A 19,609-nucleotide genomic window follows, 5' to 3' on the forward strand; every position below is an offset into this window, starting at 1 on the left:
CATGGCGGGCTCGACGGCGAACGACCGGCCGTTCGCCGGGCTCGACCGCTCGGGCCGCACGCGGCGCCTGCGCCGGCTCGCCGAAAGCGCCTTGACCGCCTACGACGTACCGGTGGCCCGCCTGACGCCGCTCGGGCGCGGGATCAACACGACGTTCCGCGTCGACGGCGCGGACGGCCACCGGTACGTGCTGCGCGTGCAGCGCGCGGACGGCCCGGGCGCCGCGCAGGTGCGGGCCGAAATGGCGTGGCTCGCCGCGCTGGGCCGCGAAACGGACCTCGTGGTGCCGCGGCCGGTGCCGACGCGGGCGCGGGACTGGGTGACCGTGGTCGCCGACCCGGCGGTGCCGGAGCCCCGCACCTGCGTGCTCTGCCACTGGGTCGACGGCCGGTTCGTCGACGAACGGCTCAGCGCGCCGCAGCTCTACGCGGTCGGCGAGTTCACCGCGCGGCTGCACCTGCACGGCGCGCGGATGAACGGCCTCGACCGCGGCCGCGTCGACGACCTGACCGAGTTCGGCCGTGCGCAGGTCGACGGCTTCTCCGACGCCGTGCTCGACCGGGCGGTCGCGCAGGCCGGCGGCGACGAACGGGTCCGCACCGCGGCCGCGCGGGTGCGGGGGGTGCGAACCGAGCTGGGGTGCGGCTCAGGTGTCTTCGGCCTGGTCCACGGCGACCTGCGCCAGGAGAACTACCTGTTCCACCGCGGCCGGGTCCGGGCGATCGACTTCGACGACTGCGGGTACGGGCACTACGCCTACGACCTCGCCGTGGCGCTCGACGAGCTGAAACACCTGCCGCAGCGGGACGAGCTGCGGGAGGCGCTCCTGGACGGCTACCGCTCGGTGCGCCCGGACGCGGCGACGACCGACCCGGTGGTGCTGAACGCCTTCGCCGGGCTTCGCCGGGTGCAGCTGCGGTTACGGACCTGACGTTACCAGTAGCGCTACAAGCTGGCGCTACAATTGCTACATGGCCGGACGATCGAGCAACGCCACCAGCACCCGCGACCGCCTGCTGCTGGCGGCTGGGCAGCTCCTGCACGAGGCGCCGGGCGGTCCGGTGTCGACGCGGGCGATCTGCGAACGCGCCGGCGTCCAGGCCCCCACGCTGTACCACCACTTCGGCAGCAAGCAGGGCCTGCTCGACGCCGTCGTGAACTACGGCTTCACGCAGTACGTGCAGGCTCCCGCACCGGGCGGCGACCCGGTGGACCGGATCCGCGCCGGCTGGGACCGGCACGTCGAGTACGGCCTGGAAAACCCGCAGTTCTACGTGCTGCTCTACGGCCAGATCGAGCCGGGGGTGCCGTGCAACCTCACCTCCAGCGCCGAGGCGATGTTGCTGGAGCTGTTCACACCGCTCGCGCGTGACGGCCGGCTGCGCGTCGAGGCGACGGAGGCGGCGCGGCAGCTCGCGGCGGCGAACAGCGGGGTCACGCTCAGCTTGATCGCCCAGCCCGAGGAGAGCCGCGATCTGGCGATGTCCGCGCAGGTCAGGGAGGCCGTCCTGGCGGGGCTGCTCACCGAGCGACCGGCCGATGGCTCGTCCGTCGGCGCGCTCGCGGTCGCTTTGTCGACCGCGCTCGCCGACGACGTCGACGAGCTGACCACGACCGAGCGGCACCTGCTGCGGGAGTGGTTGCACCGTCTCTCGAACTGACGGTGCTACATTTGCTACATTGATCCCTATGACACATGTAGCGAACCTGGGCACCTACGGCCTGTTCCTCTCCCCGCACCGTGACGACGCGACCCGCAAGCAGCACGCCGTCGCGGCGGACGAGCTCGGCTACGGCACGGCCTGGCTCGGCACCGGGCGGGCCTCGATCAGCGACCTCGCCCTGGTCGAAGACATCCTGGCCGCCACCGAGCGGATCACCGTGGCGACGGCGATCGTGAACGTCTGGGCCGACGAGCCGGAGCCGCTGGCCGAGTCGTACCACCGGCTGGCGGACCGGTACGGAAAGCGCTTGCTGCTGGGCATCGGCGTCGGCCACCCCGAGTCGGTCACCGAGTACCACAGCCCGTACGACACGCTCGTCGGCTTCCTCGACCGGCTCGACGCGGCCGGTGTGCCCGCCGAGGCCCGGGTGCTCGCCGCGCTCGGTGACCGGGTGCTGAAGCTGGCCGCCGAGCGCACCGCGGGTGCGCACCCGTACCTCGTGCCGGTCGCGCACACGCGGCACGCCCGGTCGGTCCTGGGGGCGGGCAAGATCCTGGCCCCGGAGCAGAAAGTCGTCGTCGGCGCCCCCGAGGAGGCTCGCGAAGTCGGGCGCGCCTTCATCCGCGAGCCCTACCTCGGGCTGCGCAACTACGTGAACAACCTGCTGCGCCACGGGTACACCGACGCCGACGTCGCGGGCGGCGGCAGCGACCGGCTGATCGACGACCTCGCGCTGCACGGGACGCCCGAGGAGATCGCGAAGGGGCTGCGGTCCCATGTGGACGCGGGCGCCGACCACGTGGCCGTGCAGGTGATCGGCCGGTCGGCCGAGATCGAGGCCGAGAACCACCGGCGGCTGGCCGAAGTGCTGCTCTGATCAGCCGGGCGCGGGCAGGAGGGCGTTCAGCGCGGTGACGATCGTGCGTTCCTCGTAGGCGAAGTGGTCGTCCAAAGCGGACGCCAGCCGGTCGAGCTCCGTCCGCAGCCGGGCGGGATCGGTTTCCTCGTCGACGAGCCGCTGGATCTCCTCCTGCAACCGCGCGACGACGACGTGGTCCTCGCCGAGTTCGTCCAGCGCCGGCGCGAGCGCCGGGAAGCGCGCGGCCAGCATCGGGAAGATCGCCGCGCCTTCCCCGGTGTGGTGCCGGGCGAGGGCGGCGCAGAAGCCGGAACACCGCGTGCTCAGGCGCTGCGACCCGCCGTTGCGAAGCTCCCGCAGCTCGGCGCGCAGCCAGTCGTGCACCTCGACGAGCCAGTCGCCCATGCGGCGCACGGCTTCGAGGCGGTGCAGCTCCACGACCGGCAGCACGCGCGCCGTTTTCGCCTGGTAGGCGGCGAATCCCGGTTCGCGGGCGACGATCTCGGCGAACACCGCGTCGCGGTCCGGTGGGAACGCGGCCATCGCCTCGAACGTCTCGGTGCCGGTTTCGACGGTGACCACCGGGTTGTGCCGGATGTTGTGGTACCAGGCGGGATGCTTCGGCGAGCCCATCGCCGAAGCGACGACGACGAGGCGGCCGTCGATGTCCAAGGCTCCCAAGGGAACGCGGTGGGGCCGGCCGGTGCGGGCACCGGTCGTGGTGAGGTGGATCAAGGTGCTCCTTTGGCGATGAAGTGATCGCCGGAGGCCGTGAAGCGACACGGAACGGGCGCGCGGAGGGCACACTTCTGCCAGGGCAGGCAGAACGTGTCGATTCAGGGGGCTGAGTAGCCACTACCTCCGTGCGTAGGCCCATCCGGGGCGCATCGCCACGGTAGCACGAATCAGCGTGCTTCGGCGGCCTTTCGCGCTTCCTCGGCGGCCGCGTCGGCCTGCTCGTAGGTTTCCTTCGCCTTCTCGAACTCCGCCGTCGCGCGCCCGGACCGTTCCTCGGCCTCCGCCAGGCGGGTGCGCAGGTCCTCGACGCGGGCCGTCGCCTGCTCGGCCGCGCGTTCGGTGCGGACCAGGTCGCGCTCGGCCACCGCGCGCTCCTTGGCCAGCTCGGCGGCCTCCTTGCGCAGGCGCTCGCGCTCGGCCCGGGCGCGTTCGCGCTCCTTGCGGTCTTCTTCCTCGCGCCGATGGTCCTTTTCGGCCTTCTTCGGCTTCGCCGGTTCGGCCTTGTCCACCAGCTTCGCCGGGCGCTTGCCGGTCGACGGCGGAGCGGTCGCGGCGAGGGTGAACCACTGGTCGGTGTCCTGGTGCGCCACCGACGTCAGGCGCCCGGCCACGGCGAGCCGCGCGGTGCCCGGGTCGGCCGCGACGGCTTCCAGGGTCGCTTCGACCTCGCGGGAGACGGTGTCGCTCATCGACGGCAGCCCGCGGATGATCCGCCTGATCAGCTCGCCGCGGCGGCGGGTCAGGGCGCGCAGCTCGTCGCCGGCGAGGCGGGTGTGGGCGTCGCGCAGCTCGTCGCCGAGTTCGGCCAGCTCACGCAGTTCGGCGGCGTCTTCCCTGGCCAGGCGGTTGACGATCGCCGCGGCCGTGGTCGGTTTGCGCAGCTCGCGGATCCGGGCCGCGAGCTCGGCGTCCCCCTCCGCCTTCGCGGCCTTCGCCGCCGCGTTGCGCGCGCTGACGAACTCCGCGAGGTCACCCCCGTAGAGCTCGCCGGCCACCGTGTCGAAGTCCATCGCGCTCCAGCGAACCACATCGGACTGGTGCGAGCACCCTGCGAAGAGTCATCATCGGGGGCATGTACTTCGATCTGGGTGTCCGGGACTTCCTCGACCGCGCGGAAACGGTGTACCCGGACCGCGTCGCGGTGGTCGACGAGCCGGACCAGCCCGCGCCGAGCTGGGGTTCGCTCACCTACCGCGAGGTGGCGCGACGGGCCCGCGCGCAGGCCGCACACCTCGACGAGCTGGGCGTGCCGGTCGGCGGGCGCGTCGCGATGGTGTCGCACAACGCCGCGCGGCTGCTCGTGTCGTTCTTCGGCGTGTCCGGCTGGGGCCGGGTCCTGGTGCCGGTGAACTTCCGGCTGGCGCCGGCCGAGGTCAAGTACATCGTGGAGCACTCCGGGGCCGAGGTGCTGATCGTCGACCCCGAGCTGGCGCACCTGCTGGACACGGTCACGGCCAAGCACGTCTTCGTCCTCGGCCGCGACGACGAGGCGATCTGGGGCGGCGACGCGTCCCCCCGTCCGTGGGCCGGCGACGAGTCCGCGACGGCGACCATCAACTACACCTCGGGCACGACCGCCCGGCCGAAGGGCGTGCAGCTCACCCAGCGCAACATCTGGCTGAACGCGGCCGTGTTCGGCCTGCACACGACGTTGAGCGACAACGACGTCCTGCTGCACACGCTGCCGATGTTCCACTGCAACGGCTGGGGCATGCCCTACGCGGTGACCGGACTCGGCGGGCGGCACATCGTGCTGCGGAAGGTCGACGGCACCGAGATCCTGCGGCGCATCGACGAGCACGGCGTGACGATCCTTTGTGCCGCGCCCGCGGTGGTCACGGCGGCGCTGGACGCCGCCGCGACCTGGGAGGGCGAGATCCCGGGCCGCGACCGCGTCCGGATCGTGGTGGCCGGCGCACCGCCGCCGACGCGCACGATCGAGCGGGTGCGGGCGGAGCTGGGCTGGGAGTTCATCCAGATCTACGGGCTGACCGAGACGGCGCCGCTGCTGACGGTCAACCGCATGCGCAGCGAGTGGGCGGACCTGGACCCGCACGAGCAGGCCCGGCTCCTGGGCCGCGCGGGAACGCCGGCGCTGGGCGTCCGGATCGCGCTCGACTCGGACGGCGAGGTGCTCGCGCAGTCGAACCACAACCTGGACGGGTATTGGGAGAACCCCGACGAGACGGCCCGGGTCCAGGAGGGCAACTGGTTCCACACGGGCGACGGCGGTTCCTTTGAAGACGGCTACTTGACGATCGCCGACCGCAAGAAGGACGTGATCATCTCGGGCGGCGAGAACGTGTCGTCGATCGAGGTGGAGGACGCGCTGAACTCGCATCCGGCGGTCCGCGAGGCGGCGGTGATCGGCATCCCGGACGAGAAGTGGGGCGAGCTGGTGACGGCTCTGGTGGTCACTTCCGCGGAGGTGAGTGCGGAGGAGCTGATCAAGCACTGCCGGGAGTATCTGGCGGGGTACAAGTGCCCGAAGCGGGTGGAGTTCCTGGCGGAGCTGCCGCGGACGGCGACGGGGAAGATCCAGAAGTTCAAGCTCCGGGAGCCGTTTTGGCAGGGTCAGCAGCGCCAGGTCAACTGAGGCCGTACGACACGCGTATTCAAGCGGACGACAGGCGTACCTGAACGGCGAACTCGCGTACCTGGCGAGACGACACGCGCGGGCGATGGCAGCCTTGCCGTGTCGTCCATCCAGGGGCGTGCGTCGTCCGGCTGTGTACGCGTGTCGTCCGGTTGAATGTCAACGGACCATCCGGAAGAACGTCCGTACCTCGTCGGCGAACAGCTGAGGCTGCTCATAAGCCGCGAAATGACCGCCCCGCTCCAGCTCGTTCCAGTGCCGGATGTCCGTGTACCGCCGCGAAGCCCACCGGCGCGACGGCCGCGGCATCTCCTTCGGGAAGATCGAACAGCCCGTCGGCACGTCCACCGTGTCGTCCGTGGCCTCCGAGAACCACCGCTGCACCTTCCGGATGCTCTCCCAGTACAACCGCGCCGACGACGCCGCCGTGCCTGTCAGCCAGTACAGCGTCACGTCGTCCAGCAGCTCGTCGCGGGTGAACGGGAAGCCGTCCGACCACGCGTGGAACTTCTCCACCAGCCAGCCGCACAGCCCGGCCGGGGAGTCCAGCAACCCGTAACCCACCGTCTGCGAGCGGGTCGACTGCAGCACCGAATACCCGTCCTCCCAGCGCTGCGCGTGCTCCAGATCGGAAAGCGCCGCGCGCTCGGCCGAAGTCAAGTCGCCGAACGTCGACGGGTCCGGGGCCGCGATCGGCGGGTTCAGGTGGATGCCTGCCAGATGACCGGCGTCCTGCTGGGCCAGCGACGTCGTGATCGAGGTGCCCCAGTCGCCGCCCTGGGCGCCGTACCGGGTGTAGCCCAAGCCGGCCATCAGCGCGGCCCACGCGGCAGCGATGCGCTCGATCCCCCAGCCCGGCGACGACGGCTTGTCGCTGAAGCCGTAGCCCGGCAGCGACGGGATCACCAGGTGGAACTCCTCCGACAGCAGGGGAATCACCTTGGTGAACTCCAGGAACGAGCCGGGCCACCCGTGCGTCAGGATCAGCGGGAGCGCGCCGGGCGAAGCCGACCGCACGTGCAGGAAGTGGATCCCCAGGCCGTCGATTTCCGTGCGGTACTGCGGAAACCGGTTCACCCGCGCTTCCAGCGCACGCCAGTCGTAACCGGAAGCCCAGTATTCGCACAGGGAACGCAGGTATCCCAGCGGCGTGCCCTGGCTCCAGTCGTCCGGCCCGGCCTCGGGCCAGCGGGTCCGGCGCAGCCGCGCGCGCAGGTCGTCGAGATCCGCTTCCGGGACCTCGATGCGGAACGGCGTGCTCACGCCGGGACGTACGTCAGCTGGACGACGCCGTTGCCGAACGTGGCCGATTTCTTCAGCACCAGCGGAAACGTCGGCCCTTCCTCGGGGAACAGCCGCTTCCCCCGCCCCACGACGATCGGGTACAGCAGCAGGTTCAGCTCGTCGACCAGGCCTTCGGACAGCAGCCAGCGCACCGCCGTCGTGCTGCCGCTGGTCATGATGTCGCCGCCGGGCGAAACCTTCAGCGCCCGGACGGCCTCGGCGGGATCGCCGGTAAGCAGCGTCGAGTTGTTCCAGCCCACTTCGGACAAAGTCGATGAAAGCACGTATTTGCGGACGTTGTTCATGAACTCGGCACCTTCGTCGTCCTCGACGGTGCGGCCGGGCCACGCCTCCGCGAACCCTTCGTAGGTGACGCGCCCGAGCAGCATCGCGTCGGCTGCGGCCATCCCGCCGCCGACGGCCCGGCCGATTTCGTCGGTCCAGTACCGGAGCGACCACTTGTCGGGCGCCTCGACCACGCCGTCGAGCGAGATGAACAGGTTCGAAACGATCTTGCGCATGGGCCCCCTTCGATCGGAGGGGTCCACCTTAACGGGCGAAGCGTCAGGATCGTCCACTCGCGACGGTCTCCCGGACGCGCGCGCTGTCCGCCTCCGCGCGAGCCCGTTCCTCCTCCGTCGCCGGCTCCAGGCGCGCCGGAACGTCCTTGTGGTGCGGGGTCCCGGCGATCGGGTCGCGGTCGAGCGCGTCCGTCAGCAGGTTGATCCGGGGACCGCTGACCACGCGCCGGCCGTGCGCGTCCGGGTGGGCCATGCCGTAGCCGTGCGGCAGGGAAAGCTGGCCCGGCCGCATCGCCGGGTCGGCTTCCGCACGGACGACGACCCGGCCGGCCGGCGTCACGACCGCCACCCAGTCGCCCGCCGAAGCGCCGATGGAAGCCAGCTCTTCGGGACGCGCACGCAGCGCGCCGTCCGGATCCGTGCGGCGCCAGCGCGGGTCGCGCAGGATCTGGTTCGCGTTGTGCGCCCGGCGCTGGCCGTTGAGCAGCGAGTACGGGAACGCCGGGTCGGGCCGTTCCGCGGCCGGATCCAGAGAACCCAGCCACTCCAGCAGCTCCGGCACCGCCAACCGGACGCGCGAGCGGCGCATCAGGCTCCACACTTCGTCCTGTTCGTGGGCGGAGAACGGCGTCGGGCCGGCCAAGACGCGCGAGAACAGCTCCTCCCCGAGCTCCAACCCGGTCGAAGAGCTCCCCAAAGCGCGTTGCACCGGCACGGTCATCGTCTTCGCCGCCCGGTGACAACCAGCCCAGAGCGGCGCGATCGACGCCGCGCCGTCGGGCAGTGACGCGCCCAGCGTCCGGTACAGGAGCACCGGCAGGATCGCGGAACGCTCCGGCATCGCCTGCACCAGCGCACCGATCCCCGCCTGCAGCTCGGCACGCGGTCCGGCGGCGAGGGACGCGAGGACGTCGGACGGCGGCAGCACGCCCAGCGCGTCGAACAGCCGCGTGTAGATCTCGGCTTCGACGAGCGTGCCCGGCAGCGGGTCCAGCAACGGCCGCCGCAGCTGGAAGTAGTTCGTCGGCCATTCGAAGGTGAAGAGCGTGAACTCCCACTTCTCGTGCTGGGACGCCGCCGGCAACACGTACTCGGCCAGCGCGGCCGTCTCGGTGTAGGCGACGTCGACGACCACGGACAGCTCGGCCTCCCGCACCGCCCGTTCGACCTCGCGCGTGCCCGCGAACGTGTTGGCCGGGTTGGACGACTCCACCCACAGCGCGCGCACCCGGTTCGGGTGGTCGGTGAGGATCTCCTCGGCCAGGGTGTTCGCCGGCAGCAGGCCGCCGATGTACTCGAACCCGGTGATCTCGGACCGCTGCCCGCCGGCCGAGCCCCACAGCGGCAGCAGCCACGAGTGCAGGTTGTTCGTGCCGCGCCGGCCGAAGTGCCCGGTGACCAGGTAAAGCAGCTTCTCGAGGTAGCTGTTGAGCGTCGAGTGCCGGCCCTGCTGGATGCCCAGCTCGACCCGCACGGTCATCGCCGACGCCGCGAGGATCAGGTCGACGGCCCGTTCGACGTCCACACGGGACACTTCGGCGTGCGCGATCCACTCGTCCACCGGGATCTTCCCCAGCACCGCGGCGACCTCGTCGAAGCCTTCGGTGCGCGTGGCGAGGAACTCCTCGTCGGCGCCGCCGCGTTCGAGCACCAGCGCCAGGATCGCGCCCAGCAGGTAGGCGTCGGTGCCCGGGCGCAGCGGCAGGTGCAGGTCGGCGATCTCCGCGGTCTCGGTGCGCCGCGGGTCGAGCACGATCATCCTGCGCGCAGGATCGTTCTTGATCGTGTTGAGCGCGTGCCGCGCGTTGCTGAACCCGTGCGCCTGCCAGGGGTTGCAGCCCAGCACGAGCAGCAGGTCGCAGTGCTCGACGTCCTCGGCGGTGTGCACGAGCGTCGAGCCGAACAGCTGTCCGTTTACCCAAAAGTCGCCGGTCTTCTCCTGCGACAGCGCGTTGAAGTGGCGCGTCGAGTTCATCCACTTCAGCAGCGACGCGCCGTACGCTCCGCCGGAGTGGTTGCCCTGGCCACCGCCGCCGACGTAGGCGAACGAGCCGGGCCGGCCGGCCGCGGTGTCGGCGTCCCGGATCGCGTGCAGCTTCGCGGCGATCTCGGTGAGCGCGGTGTCCCAGTCGATGGGCTCGTGGGTACCGTCGGGACGCCGGCGCAGCGGCGTCGTCAGCCGGTCGTCGTGATCGCCGTACCAGGTCAGGCGCTGCGCCTTCTGACACAGGTACCCGGCCGAGCGCGGGTGCGCCTTGTCGCCGCGGACGCGGGTGATCTTCCGGCCCTCGACCTGCACTTCCAGCCCGCAGTTGAGGTAGCAGAGGCTGCACGCGGTGCGGTGCCACTCGCTCATGGCGTTCCCTTCAGAGCAGGTCCAGCACGCGGCCCAAGGTCGTGAGGCGCGCTTCGAGCGTTTCGCCGGCCGGGTACAGGCGGACCGTGTCGATGCCGGTGTCGCGCCAGACGCGCAGCCGGGCACGGACCATCTCTTCGGTGCCGATCAGCGTCGTGCCGAGCACCATTTCGTCGGTGACCAGCGCGGTCGCGCCGTCGCGGTCGCCGGCCTGCCAGCGCTCGCGGACCTCGGCGGCGACGTCCGCCCAGCCCTGACGGCTGTAGGCGTCGTTGTAGAAGTTCGTGGTGGCCGAGCCCATGCCGCCGAGGCTGAAGGCGAGCTCCTTCTTGCGGCTGCCGACCATGACGCGCAGCTCGTCCTCGTTGTCCGCGAAGGCGACTTCGGCGCCTTGGCAGACGTCGATGCTCTCGCGCGTGCGGCCCGACTTCGCGAGTCCGGCGTCGAGAGGCCCGAAGTACGCGTCGGCGCCTTCGGGGACGAAGCTGGTGCCGAGCCAGCCGTCCGCGACCTCGCCGGTCAGCTCCAGGAGCTTCGGCGACAGCGTCGCGAGGTAGATCGGGATGTCCGGGTTCGGCGTGGTGGACAACCGCATCGGGCGCGCTTCGCCGGGCAGCGGGATCTCGAAAGCCTTGCCGGAGAACGAAATCTTCTCGCCGGCGAAGGCCTGACGAATGATTTCGACGGTCTCGCGCATGCGTGTCAGCGGCTTCGCGAACGGGACGCCGTGCAGGCCTTCGATCACCTGCGGCCCCGACGGGCCCAGCCCCAGCGCGAACCGGCCGCCGGACAGGTCGGCCAGCGTCAACGCGGCCTGCGCGATCGCGACCGGCGTGCGCGTGCCGAGCTGGATGATGCCGGAACCCAGCCGGATCCGGTCGGTGCGGGCGGCGAGGTAGCCGAGCGCGGACGGCGCGTCCGAACCCCAGGCTTCGGCGACCCAGCAGACGTCGAGACCGAGCTTTTCCGCCTCCAGCACGAAGTCCAGCGTCGTGCGCGTGTCCTGGGAGAACTCGACCGTCGTCGCGGTCTTCATCGGCCTTCGACCCGGTCCTTGATGGCGGCGAGGTTGCCGGTCATCGCGGTTTCGAACTCCCGCATCCGCACGAAGACGATCTTCTGTTCCTTCTCCGGCATCCGGTCGATGGCGAACGACAGCCCGGACCGGCCCGGGCCCATCTGCATCCACTGCGACAGCCGGGTGCCGCCGTCAGCCGGTTCGAGGGTGAACTTCCAGACCGAGCTCGGCTCGGCCGGATCCTGCACCGCCCACGCGAACACGCGCGGCTCTTCGCACTCGACGACGTACGACGTCGTCTCCCACTCGCCGAACGCGTCGTGCTTGCTCTTGCCCACGAACGTCCGGCCGACTTCGCGCCATTCGACGGACTGCAGTTCGGCACTCAGGGAAGGCATCACCGCGATGTCCGAGACGACCGGCCAGACGACCTCCGGGGCAGCGGCGATCCAGGTCGAAACCTCGGCCGTCGGCTTGTCCGCGTACCGCGCGCCGGTCCACTCCATCGTGGTCGCACCTCTCTCAGTGAGCCTCTGACCACGATAGTTGCGTAGATAGACCTACCCTGTCAACGTCACTCCTGCCGGGCGAACCGCGCTTCGACGTCCGGACGCTGCGCCAGCCGGGGCGGAAAGCCGGGGCCGCGCCGCATCCGGGTGTCCTCCGGCGTCATCGGTTCGCCGCAGTCCGCGCAGACGATTTCGGCGTGGGTGTCGTGCCCGCAAGCGGCGTGGTGCACGGTGATCGGCGGGCCCGCTTCGCTCGCGAGCCACTTGTCGCCCCAGCGCGTCATCGCGAGAAGCACGGGGTAGAAGTCACGGCCCTTCTCGGTGAGCACGTAGTCGTAGCGCACCGGTTCGGTCTGGTAGGCGACCTTCTCCAGGAGACCCTCGTCGACCAGCCGCTTGAGCCGGTCGGCGAGGGTGTTGCGCGCGATGCCGAGCGCCTGCTGGAACTCGTCGAAGCGGCGGACGCCGTAGAAGGCGTCCCGCAGCACGAGCGGGGTCCACCAGTCCCCCAGCAGGTCCATGGTGCGCGCGATCGAGCACGGCCACTGCGCGAACGAGGTCCGTTTCATGCGGCCGAGGATACGCCGTTGCCCGGAGAGACTCAGCAGGTCAGACCAGGTGGCCGGTGGTCACGTCGACGTGGTCCGGGACCTCGTCGTGCTCGTCGCCGACCGAGAGCGTCCCCGCCGGCTCCACCAGGAGCACGCTCGCGCCCGTCTTCGACGACGGCTTGTGGAACCTCCCCTTCGGCACGACGAACACCTGGCCGCGAGCCAGCGACACCACCCGCTCGTCCGGGTCGCGCAGGCCGATCTCGATCTCGCCGTCGAGGACCAGGAAGAACTCGTCGGTGTCTTCGTGGACGTGCCACACGTGTTCGCCGGCGAAGCGCGCCAGCCGGATGTCGTAGTCGTTCACGCGGGTGACGATCCGCGGGCTCCAGGCGGCGTCGAAGCTCGCCAGGACTTCGTTCAGGTCGATCGGGTTCATGCCACCATGGTCGACCTGGTCTTTCCGGCGCACGAGTGCTAGGAATCGCACATGCCGCAAGAATTCTCGCACCAGGTCGTGGCGATCGTGACGGCGGAGTCGAACCCGTTCGAGCTGGGGGTCGCGACCGAGCTGTTCGGGCTGCGGCGGCCCGAGCTGGACCGGCCCTGGTACGACTTCACGCTCTGCTCCGCGACCCCGGACGTGCGGATGAACCTCGGGATGTTCACGCTCACCGGCGTCGCCGGCATCGAGGCCGCGGACACGGCCGACACACTGATCGCGCCGGCCCGGCCGGACACCGGCGTGCCGACCGACCCGGCGATCATCGCGGCGATCCGCCGGGCCGCCGACCGGGGCGCCCGGCTGGTCAGCTTCTGCACCGGCGCGTTCGCCCTCGCCGAAGCCGGCGTGCTCGACGGCAAGCGCGCGACCACCCACTGGCAGTGGGCCACCGAGTTCGCTTCGAGGTTTCCCCGGGTGCGGTGGGAGCCGGACGTGCTGTTCGTCGACGAGGGCGACGTCCTCACCGCGGCCGGCAGCGCGGCGTCGCTCGACCTCGGCCTGCACCTCATCCAGCGCGACCACGGCGCCGAAGTCGTCAACGCGGTCAGCCGCCGCCTGGTCTTCACCGGCCACCGCGACGGCGGCCAGCAGCAGTTCATCGCGCGCCCGGTGCCGGCGGTGCCGGAAACCTCCCTCGCGCCGGTGCTCGCGTGGGCGCTGGGCCGCCTGGACCGGCCCCTGACCGTGCACGACCTCGCGACGCGCGCGGCGACCAGCCCGGCGACACTGCACCGAAAGTTCCGCGCGGAGCTCGGCACGACCCCGCTGGCGTGGCTGACGACCGAGCGCGTGACGCTGGCCTGCCGCCTCATCGAACGCGGCGAGCTGCGCCTCGACCGGGTGGCCGAGGCGAGCGGCTTCGGCACGGCGGCGAACCTGCGCCTGCAGCTGAGGCGGCACACGGGTCTCAGCCCCAGCGCCTACCGCCGCCGGTTCGGCCCGGTGCCGGCATCAGGTCGTGAGTGAGAACCAGTGTTGCAGCCCTGTTTCTCACTCACGACCGCTTGGAGCGCCTGGGCGAGCGCGTCCTGCTGCAGCCGCGCGGGATAGCCCTTCGGATCGGCCGCGGCCAGGACGTTCACGCCTTCGACCAGTGCCACCAGGCTTTTCGTCGTCAGCTCGAGCCGCTCGTCCGTCCACTCCGGACGGCACGCCGCGACCAGCCGGCGGATCCGGGCCAGGAACGAGTGGTTCGCCGCGCGGTGGCGTTCGGCCAGGTCTTCGTCGGCCAGGGCCGCCGCGAGGAAGCCCACCCAGACGCGGGATTCGTCGTGGTGGCCGTGCGGCAGGTCGACGGCCTGGCCGAGCACCGCTTCCAGGGCACCGGACGCGTCCCCGCTCGCGGCTTCGGCAGCATCGGCGCGGACGGCCGTGCGGTCGTAGAGCAGGTCACGCGCGTGCAGCAGCAACGCTTTCTTCGTCGGGAACGCGTGCATCACCAGCCCCGTCGTGCAGCCGGCGCGCTCGGCGACCGCGCGCAGCGTCAGGCCCGGCAGGCCGTCCTCGGCGAGCACTTGCCACACCGCGTTGGACAACAGCTCCCGCTGCGCCCCCACGTCACGCTGTCTCGGCACGAAACCTCCTTTTCCGGAAGCGTAACAGCTGCTACGGTAACGCTTGTTACGGAAAGGAGTGCCGTGCCCGCCACCCTGGAGATCACGGCCGTGACCTGGGACGACCCGGACGCCGTCCGCCTGCGCGCGGCCCAGCGCACCGAACTGGACGCCCGCTACGGCACCGACGACCACGAGCCCGGCGCGATGCCGACCGCCGACACCGTCGCGGTGTTCCTCGTCGCGCGGGACGCCCGCGGGACAGCCATCGGCTGCGGCGGGCTTCGCCTCCTGGGGCCGGGTTCGGGCGAGGTCAAGCGCATGTACGTCGAGCCGGCGGCTCGCGGCACCGGCGTCGCGGCCGCCCTGCTGCGCGCGCTCGAAGACCGCGCGCGCGACTTCGGCATCGACCGACTGCTCCTGGAGACGGGCACCGGGCAGCCGGACGCGATCCGGTTTTACCAGCGCGAAGGCTACGAACCCATCGACGCTTACGGGCCGTACGTCGGCGAGCCGCTCTCACGCTGCTTCGCGCGCGACCTGTGATCGGATTTCCGATGGCCACCCCAGCCTGAGCTATTGGTGGCCGGAGGTGCGGCGGGCCTACCGTCGAAGGCACGGCGATCCGGGGTTCTCTTCGCCGTTCCCTTCACGAACCGCACTCCTTCACGAAACCGGAGTTCCCTTGCGCATCAAGCAGATCTGCGCCGTGCTGGCCACGGTCGCCGTCTTCGCCCTGCCCGCCACCCCCGCGGACGCGGCGTCGAGGATCATCCCCCTCGACCTCGCCGCCGGGCAGCAGCCGGAGAACATCGCCCTGGAGCCCGACGGCTCCGCCGACCTCACCTTCGCCTACACCGGCGAAATCGGCCGCGTCACGCCCGGCGGGCAGGTCCGGATCATCGCCCGCATCCCGGTACCGGACGACGGCGACGTCCCGGTGGTCCACCGGAAACTGTTCCTCGGCGGCATCGTCCGCGCACCCGGTGGCGACCTGTACGTCGCCGTCTCGACCGGCACCGCGGCGACCGGCCTCTACCGGGTCCGGCCCGGCGCCGCGCCGGTCCGGGTGGCCGCGCTGCCGCCGTCCGGGTTCCAGAACGGCGTCGCGCGCGACCCGGCCACCGGCGACCTCTTCGTCGCCGATTCCTTCGGCTCCACGGTCTGGCGGGTCTCGCCACGCGGGCATGTTTCCGCCTTCGCGACCGGCGAGCTGCTCGCTCCGGTGAGCGGCTTCGGCGCCAACGGGATCAAGGTCCACGCCGGCGCGGTCTGGGCGTCCAATTTGGACCGGGGCACACTGGTGCGGTTCCCGCTCACCGGTGGTTCCGGGCAGGTCTTCGCGACGGGCCTGGGGCCGGTCGACGACTTCGCCTTCCACGACGGCACGGTCGTCGCCGCGATCAACCAGGAGAACCGGGTGGTCACGGTCGGCCGCGACGGCGTGCAGACGATCCTGTCCACTTCGGACGGTCTCGCCAACCCGACCGCCGTCGCCATCCGCGGCGACACGGCGTACGTCACGGACGGCGCCTACTTCGGCGGATCGCCGAACCTCCTCCGGGCGACACTCGCCGTTCCCGCAATGTGCACCATGCAGAAAGCAATCCTGAATCCGGTTTCCCAGCCGTAGATCGACAGCCGGGCGATCCGGTCCCCGGCGGGTCGGTGAACTTTCAAATGCCTGCTCGCGCCCGGCACGTGCATTCGCACGCGAGCTGTGCACGTTCGATGTCAAGATCTTCGGCACACCGGGGAAATGGTTGCTGTGCGCCAAATTCGCCGGTATGTTTGCGCCGTCCCCGGAAAACCGGTATCGGTCGCGGGGGTTCGCGCTGCTCGGCCGCGGTGGGGAGGCCGTCACCCGGGATAGCGCTTTCCGGTGGTCCGGGTCACCGCCGGGGAGCAGGAGGGAAGCGGTGCCTTGGCGTACTCGGGGACGGTCATGGACGACCGGGTGACCGAGCCGTACCTGGTCGGGCAGGAAGCCATCGCGGGCGAGCTGCTGCGCGGCAAGTGGTGCGTCTACCTGCATGAATGGCTCGGCGACGAGCACGACCTCGCCACTTGGCGCGAGGAGGTGGCCACGCACGCGGCGAAGTCCGGCGTCGAGGTCTGCTTCCTGGACATCCCGCGCAAGGACATGACGCTCGTGGCCAACGTGCACGCACTGCCGAGCTTCGAGCAGGTGACGCAGTCCGTGGCGGCACTGGAGCACCACCGGAGCACGGTCGCGGCCGACCGGCGGCGCGGCCACCGGTCAGCCCGCTGACACGAGCGCGAACAGTCGGGGACAACCCTGGACGCTTCCACCCACGGCTGAGCGAAACTGTCGGTGCCCTCCGCTAGCGTGGAAACGGGGCTGCTCGGATCTTGACCTCAACCTCGCTTCAGCTTTTACCGTCGCCACCATGACTGCTCCTCCCATCCCCCGCACCGTCTGGATCGCCTCCGGCGTCATGGCGCTCGGCGGCTTCCTGGGCAACATGGACGGCTCGATCGTCGCGGTCGGGCTGGAGTCGATGAGGCTGCGCCTGGGGGTCAGCCTCATCGAAATCCAGTGGGTGGCGACAGCGTTCCTCCTCGGCCTCTCCGCCGCGCTCCCGCTGACCCCGTGGCTCGTGCGGAAGCTCGGCGCCGGACGGCTGTGGCTTTGGGCGCTGGCCACGTTTCTGCTGACGTCGGTGGCCTGCGCGCTCGCCCCGGACGCCGGCACCCTGATCGCCTTCCGCGCGCTCCAGGGCATGACCACCGGCGTCATGGTCACCGCCGGGCAGACGGTGATCGGGCTCGCCGTCGGGCCGGAGCGGCTCGGCCGCACCATGGGCACGCTGGGCCTGGTCGTCGGGCTGGCGCCGGTCGTCGGGCCGAGCGTCGGCGGGTTGCTGCTCGCGCACTTCTCGTGGCCGGTGCTGTTCTGGCTCAACCTGCCCATCGGGCTGGTCGCGTTCGGCCTCGCGCTGCGGTACGTGCCGCGCGGCGACCGCGGGCAGCCGCCGCCGGTGGACTGGCCGGGGTTGCTGCTCGTCTCGCTCGGCCTGCCGCTGCTGGTCTACACGCTCACCGAACTCGACGCCGTGCTGGCGACCGTCGGCACGCTCGCGCTCGCGTTGTTCGTCCGGCGATCGCTGCGCGTGCGGCACCCGGTGCTGAACCTGCGGCTGGCCGCCCGGCCCGTCATGGGCTCGGCGCTGGCGTCCGTCCTGCTGGCCGGCGCCGGGATGTTCGGCGCGGTCCTGCTGCTGCCCCTGTGGTTCCAGGTCCGGCTCGGTGCGGGGCCGGCCGAGGCCGGTGTCCTGCTCGCGCCGATGGGCCTGGCCACGACGGTGTTCGTGCTCGTGGCCGGACGGCTGGCGGACCGCTACGGCGGCGGCACCGTCGCGCTCACCGGGGCACTGGTGGTGCTGGCGAGCACCGTCCCGATGCCGTGGCTCGGCCCGGACACCCCGATGTGACTGGTCCAGGCGCTGCTCGTGGTCCGCGGCGCGGGACTGGGGCTGTCGATCCTGCCCGCGTCGACGGCGGCGTACGCGTCGGTCGAGGCGGGCGAACTCGGGCACGCGACGGCGTTGGTCAACATCGTGCTGCGCGTGGGCGGCGCGGCCGGGGGCGCGTTGTGCGTGATCGTGCTGTCCCGCGGCCTCCCCACCGGCCCGGCGACCGGGTTCGGCTGGGCGTTCGGGGTACTGGGAGTCATCTGCGTGCTCGGCGCGGTGGCCGCCGGCCGGCTCCGGCGCGCCGAGCGATCGTCCACAGTGGACATTCCGAGGTGATTCACCAGGGAACCTGGCGCGATCACCGGTTTGGTGATTTCCTGGAGCCGGTCAACCACGGTCGGTAAGGGGAAGGGCTGACGATGGCGGGGGTATCGAAGCGGCTGGTGACGGCCGCGGCGGCGGCAGCGGTACTGGGGAGCTTGCTGGCGGCGACGCCCGCGTCGGCCGCCCCGTCGATCGACTGGCGGCCGTGCGCGGACGCGCCGGAGGTGGAATGCGGCGCGGTGACCGTGCCGATCGACTGGGCGCACCCGGACCGGGGCACGGCGAGCATCGCGCTCGCCCGGCGCAAAGCGACGGACCCGCAGGCGCGCATCGGGTCGGTCCTGATGGACCCGGGCGGCCCCGGCGGACCCGGCGCCGGTCAGGTCAAGGGCGGCTGGTCGCTTTCGCCGGAGATCACCAAGCGCTTCGACACCGTCGGCTTCGACCCGCGCGGCGTCGGCGACAGCACGCAGATCAAGTGCGGGCTCGACGAGGTCATCGCCGACCACCCGGAGGTTCCGCGCAACCAGGCCGAATTCGATCAGCTCGCGGCGTACAACCGCAACCTCGGCGAAAGCTGCAACCGGCTTTCCGGGCCACTGGGGCAGTTCGGTGACACCGTGAGCGTCGCGCGGGACATGGACGCCATCCGCGCCGCGCTCGGCGAGGAGAAGCTGACGTACTACGGGGTTTCGTACGGCACGCTGATGGGCCAGCAGTACGCCGAGCTGTTCCCGGACAAGGTCCGCGCGCTCGTGCTGGACAGCAACATGGACCACTCGCAGTTCACCGCGTTCGAGTTCCTGAACAGCGAAACGCAGTCGGTGCAGGCGGAGTTCGGCGAGTTCGTGGCGTGGTGCGGCCGGGCACCGGGCTGCGCGCTGCACGGCCGGGACGTCTCGAAGCTGACGCGCGACCTGCAGGACAAGGCCGCGCGCGGGGAGCTGAAGGACCCGCAGAGCGGCGAGGTCGTCACGCCGCTGTCGCTGGCGTCGATCTTCCAGGGTTCCTTCTACGGCCCGAGCTGGGATCGGCTCGCGACGGTCCTCAAGTCGTTCGCGGACGGCACCCAGCCCGCCGCGTCGGCGCAGCCGAAGGAGGAAATCCCGGTCAACACCGTGTTCCAGAGCGTGTTCTGCGACGACTGGAAGCTGCCGGTGCACAGCTACGCCGAGCTCGAGGCCTACCGCCGGACGGCCGCGGCCTTCGCCCCGGACGTCAAGGTCAACTCCCTGGGCTGGCAGGCGGTCACCGGGTGCATCGGCTGGCCGAACAAGGCGAGCAACCCGCAGCACCCGCTGCAGGTGCACGGCGCGCCGCCGCTGCTGATGCTGAGCAGCAGGCACGACCCGGCGACGCCGTACGCGTGGTCGCAGGCCGCGGCCCGGCAAAGCGGCAGCACGCTGCTCACCTACGACGGCTGGGGCCACGGCGCGTACTCCAAGAACAGCCAGTGCGTGATCAAGGCGACCGACGACTACCTGATCAGCGGAAAGCTCCCGCCGCGCGGCACGCACTGCGCGGCGGTCGAACCGGGGACGCCCGAAGCGCGGATGGCCGGGCCGAAACCGCCGGCGACGATCGGCTTCTGACGCTTCCGTCGCGGGGGTGGGAGGAGGGGAAGGGGTGCGGGCCGCAGAAGAGGGGGGGGGTTGAGTCTTTTCCCATTTTCTTTCCCCTCCCCTGCGGGTGTC

At 71.2% G+C, this 19,609-nt stretch carries 21 protein-coding genes; 11 read left to right on the plus strand and 10 right to left on the minus strand.

Going from position 1 to position 19,609, the window contains the following annotated elements; genetic code table 11:
- Position 1: 1 nt before the first annotated feature.
- Genes ACZ4TR_RS21000 through ACZ4TR_RS21010 form a run of 3 tightly spaced genes read left to right on the plus strand, consistent with a single transcriptional unit; the run spans position 2 to position 2,541 of the window.
- Positions 2-931, plus strand: coding sequence for a phosphotransferase enzyme family protein (locus ACZ4TR_RS21000; protein ID WP_465288597.1), 930 nt, complete (start codon positions 2-4; stop codon positions 929-931).
- Positions 932-971: 40 nt separating this feature from the next.
- Complete coding sequence (locus tag ACZ4TR_RS21005; protein ID WP_465288598.1) at positions 972-1,661, plus strand: TetR/AcrR family transcriptional regulator; 690 nt, start codon at positions 972-974, stop codon at positions 1,659-1,661.
- Positions 1,662-1,689: 28 nt separating this feature from the next.
- Positions 1,690-2,541, plus strand: a complete 852-nt coding sequence (locus tag ACZ4TR_RS21010; protein ID WP_465288599.1) for a TIGR03620 family F420-dependent LLM class oxidoreductase — start codon at positions 1,690-1,692, stop codon at positions 2,539-2,541.
- Here ACZ4TR_RS21010 and ACZ4TR_RS21015 read toward each other — a convergent pair whose 3' ends face one another.
- Entirely contained in the window at positions 2,542-3,258 is a 717-nt protein-coding gene (locus tag ACZ4TR_RS21015; protein ID WP_465288600.1) for a nitroreductase/quinone reductase family protein, read from the minus strand. It abuts the gene before it with no gap.
- Positions 3,259-3,428: 170 nt separating this feature from the next.
- Positions 3,429-4,271, minus strand: coding sequence for a hypothetical protein (locus ACZ4TR_RS21020; RefSeq protein WP_465288601.1), 843 nt, complete (start codon positions 4,269-4,271; stop codon positions 3,429-3,431).
- Positions 4,272-4,333: 62 nt separating this feature from the next.
- Here ACZ4TR_RS21020 and ACZ4TR_RS21025 point away from each other — a divergent pair, with 62 nt between their 5' ends.
- On the plus strand, positions 4,334-5,857 hold the full coding sequence (locus tag ACZ4TR_RS21025) for an AMP-binding protein (RefSeq protein WP_465288602.1): 1,524 nt from the start codon (positions 4,334-4,336) through the stop codon (positions 5,855-5,857).
- Positions 5,858-6,016: 159 nt separating this feature from the next.
- Here the strand turns inward: ACZ4TR_RS21025 and ACZ4TR_RS21030 are convergent, their stop codons facing one another.
- From ACZ4TR_RS21030 to ACZ4TR_RS21060, 7 genes are all read right to left on the minus strand, one after another.
- On the minus strand, positions 6,017-7,120 hold the full coding sequence (locus tag ACZ4TR_RS21030) for an epoxide hydrolase family protein (protein ID WP_465288603.1): 1,104 nt from the start codon (positions 7,118-7,120) through the stop codon (positions 6,017-6,019).
- Positions 7,117-7,662 (minus strand): dihydrofolate reductase family protein, encoded by a 546-nt coding sequence (locus tag ACZ4TR_RS21035; RefSeq protein WP_364521515.1) that lies wholly within the window; start codon positions 7,660-7,662, stop codon positions 7,117-7,119. The genes ACZ4TR_RS21030 and ACZ4TR_RS21035 overlap by 4 nt, the downstream gene beginning before the upstream one ends.
- A gap of 43 nt (positions 7,663-7,705) precedes the next feature.
- Positions 7,706-10,018, minus strand: a complete 2,313-nt coding sequence (locus ACZ4TR_RS21040) for a molybdopterin-dependent oxidoreductase (protein ID WP_465288604.1) — start codon at positions 10,016-10,018, stop codon at positions 7,706-7,708.
- 10 nt (positions 10,019-10,028) lie between these two features.
- A complete protein-coding gene (locus ACZ4TR_RS21045) occupies positions 10,029-11,054 on the minus strand; it encodes an LLM class flavin-dependent oxidoreductase (protein WP_465288605.1) in 1,026 nt (341 codons plus the stop codon).
- Entirely contained in the window at positions 11,051-11,542 is a 492-nt protein-coding gene (locus ACZ4TR_RS21050; RefSeq protein ID WP_465288606.1) for an SRPBCC family protein, read from the minus strand. The genes ACZ4TR_RS21045 and ACZ4TR_RS21050 overlap by 4 nt, the downstream gene beginning before the upstream one ends.
- Before the next feature lie 68 nt (positions 11,543-11,610).
- On the minus strand, positions 11,611-12,114 hold the full coding sequence (locus ACZ4TR_RS21055) for a winged helix-turn-helix transcriptional regulator (protein ID WP_465288607.1): 504 nt from the start codon (positions 12,112-12,114) through the stop codon (positions 11,611-11,613).
- 40 nt (positions 12,115-12,154) lie between these two features.
- Positions 12,155-12,535 (minus strand): cupin domain-containing protein, encoded by a 381-nt coding sequence (locus ACZ4TR_RS21060; protein ID WP_465288608.1) that lies wholly within the window; start codon positions 12,533-12,535, stop codon positions 12,155-12,157.
- Between the two features lie 51 nt (positions 12,536-12,586).
- On the opposite strand from ACZ4TR_RS21060, the gene ACZ4TR_RS21065 reads away from it, so the two are divergent.
- Positions 12,587-13,567 carry a helix-turn-helix domain-containing protein gene (locus ACZ4TR_RS21065; protein WP_465288609.1) on the plus strand — a complete coding sequence of 327 codons (981 nt, stop codon included), beginning with the start codon at positions 12,587-12,589 and terminating at the stop codon, positions 13,565-13,567.
- On the opposite strand, the gene ACZ4TR_RS21070 is transcribed toward ACZ4TR_RS21065, so the two are convergent.
- Complete coding sequence (locus tag ACZ4TR_RS21070) at positions 13,522-14,175, minus strand: TetR/AcrR family transcriptional regulator (protein ID WP_465288610.1); 654 nt, start codon at positions 14,173-14,175, stop codon at positions 13,522-13,524. The genes ACZ4TR_RS21065 and ACZ4TR_RS21070 overlap by 46 nt on opposite strands.
- Before the next feature lie 63 nt (positions 14,176-14,238).
- Between ACZ4TR_RS21070 and ACZ4TR_RS21075 the strand changes: the two genes are divergently transcribed.
- From ACZ4TR_RS21075 to ACZ4TR_RS21100, 6 genes are all read left to right on the plus strand, one after another.
- Positions 14,239-14,700: a GNAT family N-acetyltransferase gene (locus ACZ4TR_RS21075; protein WP_465288611.1), complete on the plus strand. Its 462-nt coding sequence runs from the start codon at positions 14,239-14,241 to the stop codon at positions 14,698-14,700.
- A 139-nt stretch (positions 14,701-14,839) separates the two neighbouring features.
- Positions 14,840-15,787 (plus strand): hypothetical protein, encoded by a 948-nt coding sequence (locus tag ACZ4TR_RS21080; protein ID WP_465288612.1) that lies wholly within the window; start codon positions 14,840-14,842, stop codon positions 15,785-15,787.
- Positions 15,788-16,036: 249 nt separating this feature from the next.
- Positions 16,037-16,426 carry a hypothetical protein gene (locus tag ACZ4TR_RS21085; RefSeq protein ID WP_465288613.1) on the plus strand — a complete coding sequence of 130 codons (390 nt, stop codon included), beginning with the start codon at positions 16,037-16,039 and terminating at the stop codon, positions 16,424-16,426.
- 139 nt (positions 16,427-16,565) lie between these two features.
- Entirely contained in the window at positions 16,566-17,609 is a 1,044-nt protein-coding gene (locus ACZ4TR_RS21090; RefSeq protein ID WP_465288614.1) for an MFS transporter, read from the plus strand.
- A gap of 18 nt (positions 17,610-17,627) precedes the next feature.
- Positions 17,628-17,927, plus strand: a complete 300-nt coding sequence (locus ACZ4TR_RS21095; RefSeq protein ID WP_465288615.1) for a hypothetical protein — start codon at positions 17,628-17,630, stop codon at positions 17,925-17,927.
- 83 nt (positions 17,928-18,010) lie between these two features.
- Positions 18,011-19,507, plus strand: coding sequence for an alpha/beta hydrolase (locus ACZ4TR_RS21100; protein WP_465288616.1), 1,497 nt, complete (start codon positions 18,011-18,013; stop codon positions 19,505-19,507).
- Positions 19,508-19,609 lie beyond the last annotated feature (102 nt).

The sequence above is a fragment of the Amycolatopsis sp. NPDC028719 genome, assembly GCF_055565395.1.

Bases quoted from the DNA above. Each gene is read 5' to 3' on its own strand.
- ACZ4TR_RS21000 (WP_465288597.1), top strand. From the start codon at position 2: ATGGCGGGCTCGACGGCGAACGACCGGCCGTTCGCCGGGCTCGACCGC.
- ACZ4TR_RS21005 (WP_465288598.1), top strand. From the start codon at position 972: ATGGCCGGACGATCGAGCAACGCCACCAGCACCCGCGACCGCCTGCTG.
- ACZ4TR_RS21010 (WP_465288599.1), top strand. From the start codon at position 1,690: ATGACACATGTAGCGAACCTGGGCACCTACGGCCTGTTCCTCTCCCCG.
- ACZ4TR_RS21020 (WP_465288601.1), bottom strand. From the start codon at position 4,271: ATGGACTTCGACACGGTGGCCGGCGAGCTCTACGGGGGTGACCTCGCG.
- ACZ4TR_RS21025 (WP_465288602.1), top strand. From the start codon at position 4,334: ATGTACTTCGATCTGGGTGTCCGGGACTTCCTCGACCGCGCGGAAACG.
- ACZ4TR_RS21035 (WP_364521515.1), bottom strand. From the start codon at position 7,662: ATGCGCAAGATCGTTTCGAACCTGTTCATCTCGCTCGACGGCGTGGTC.
- ACZ4TR_RS21040 (WP_465288604.1), bottom strand. From the start codon at position 10,018: ATGAGCGAGTGGCACCGCACCGCGTGCAGCCTCTGCTACCTCAACTGC.
- ACZ4TR_RS21045 (WP_465288605.1), bottom strand. From the start codon at position 11,054: ATGAAGACCGCGACGACGGTCGAGTTCTCCCAGGACACGCGCACGACG.
- ACZ4TR_RS21050 (WP_465288606.1), bottom strand. From the start codon at position 11,542: ATGGAGTGGACCGGCGCGCGGTACGCGGACAAGCCGACGGCCGAGGTT.
- ACZ4TR_RS21055 (WP_465288607.1), bottom strand. From the start codon at position 12,114: ATGAAACGGACCTCGTTCGCGCAGTGGCCGTGCTCGATCGCGCGCACC.
- ACZ4TR_RS21060 (WP_465288608.1), bottom strand. From the start codon at position 12,535: ATGAACCCGATCGACCTGAACGAAGTCCTGGCGAGCTTCGACGCCGCC.
- ACZ4TR_RS21065 (WP_465288609.1), top strand. From the start codon at position 12,587: ATGCCGCAAGAATTCTCGCACCAGGTCGTGGCGATCGTGACGGCGGAG.
- ACZ4TR_RS21090 (WP_465288614.1), top strand. From the start codon at position 16,566: ATGACTGCTCCTCCCATCCCCCGCACCGTCTGGATCGCCTCCGGCGTC.
- ACZ4TR_RS21100 (WP_465288616.1), top strand. From the start codon at position 18,011: ATGGCGGGGGTATCGAAGCGGCTGGTGACGGCCGCGGCGGCGGCAGCG.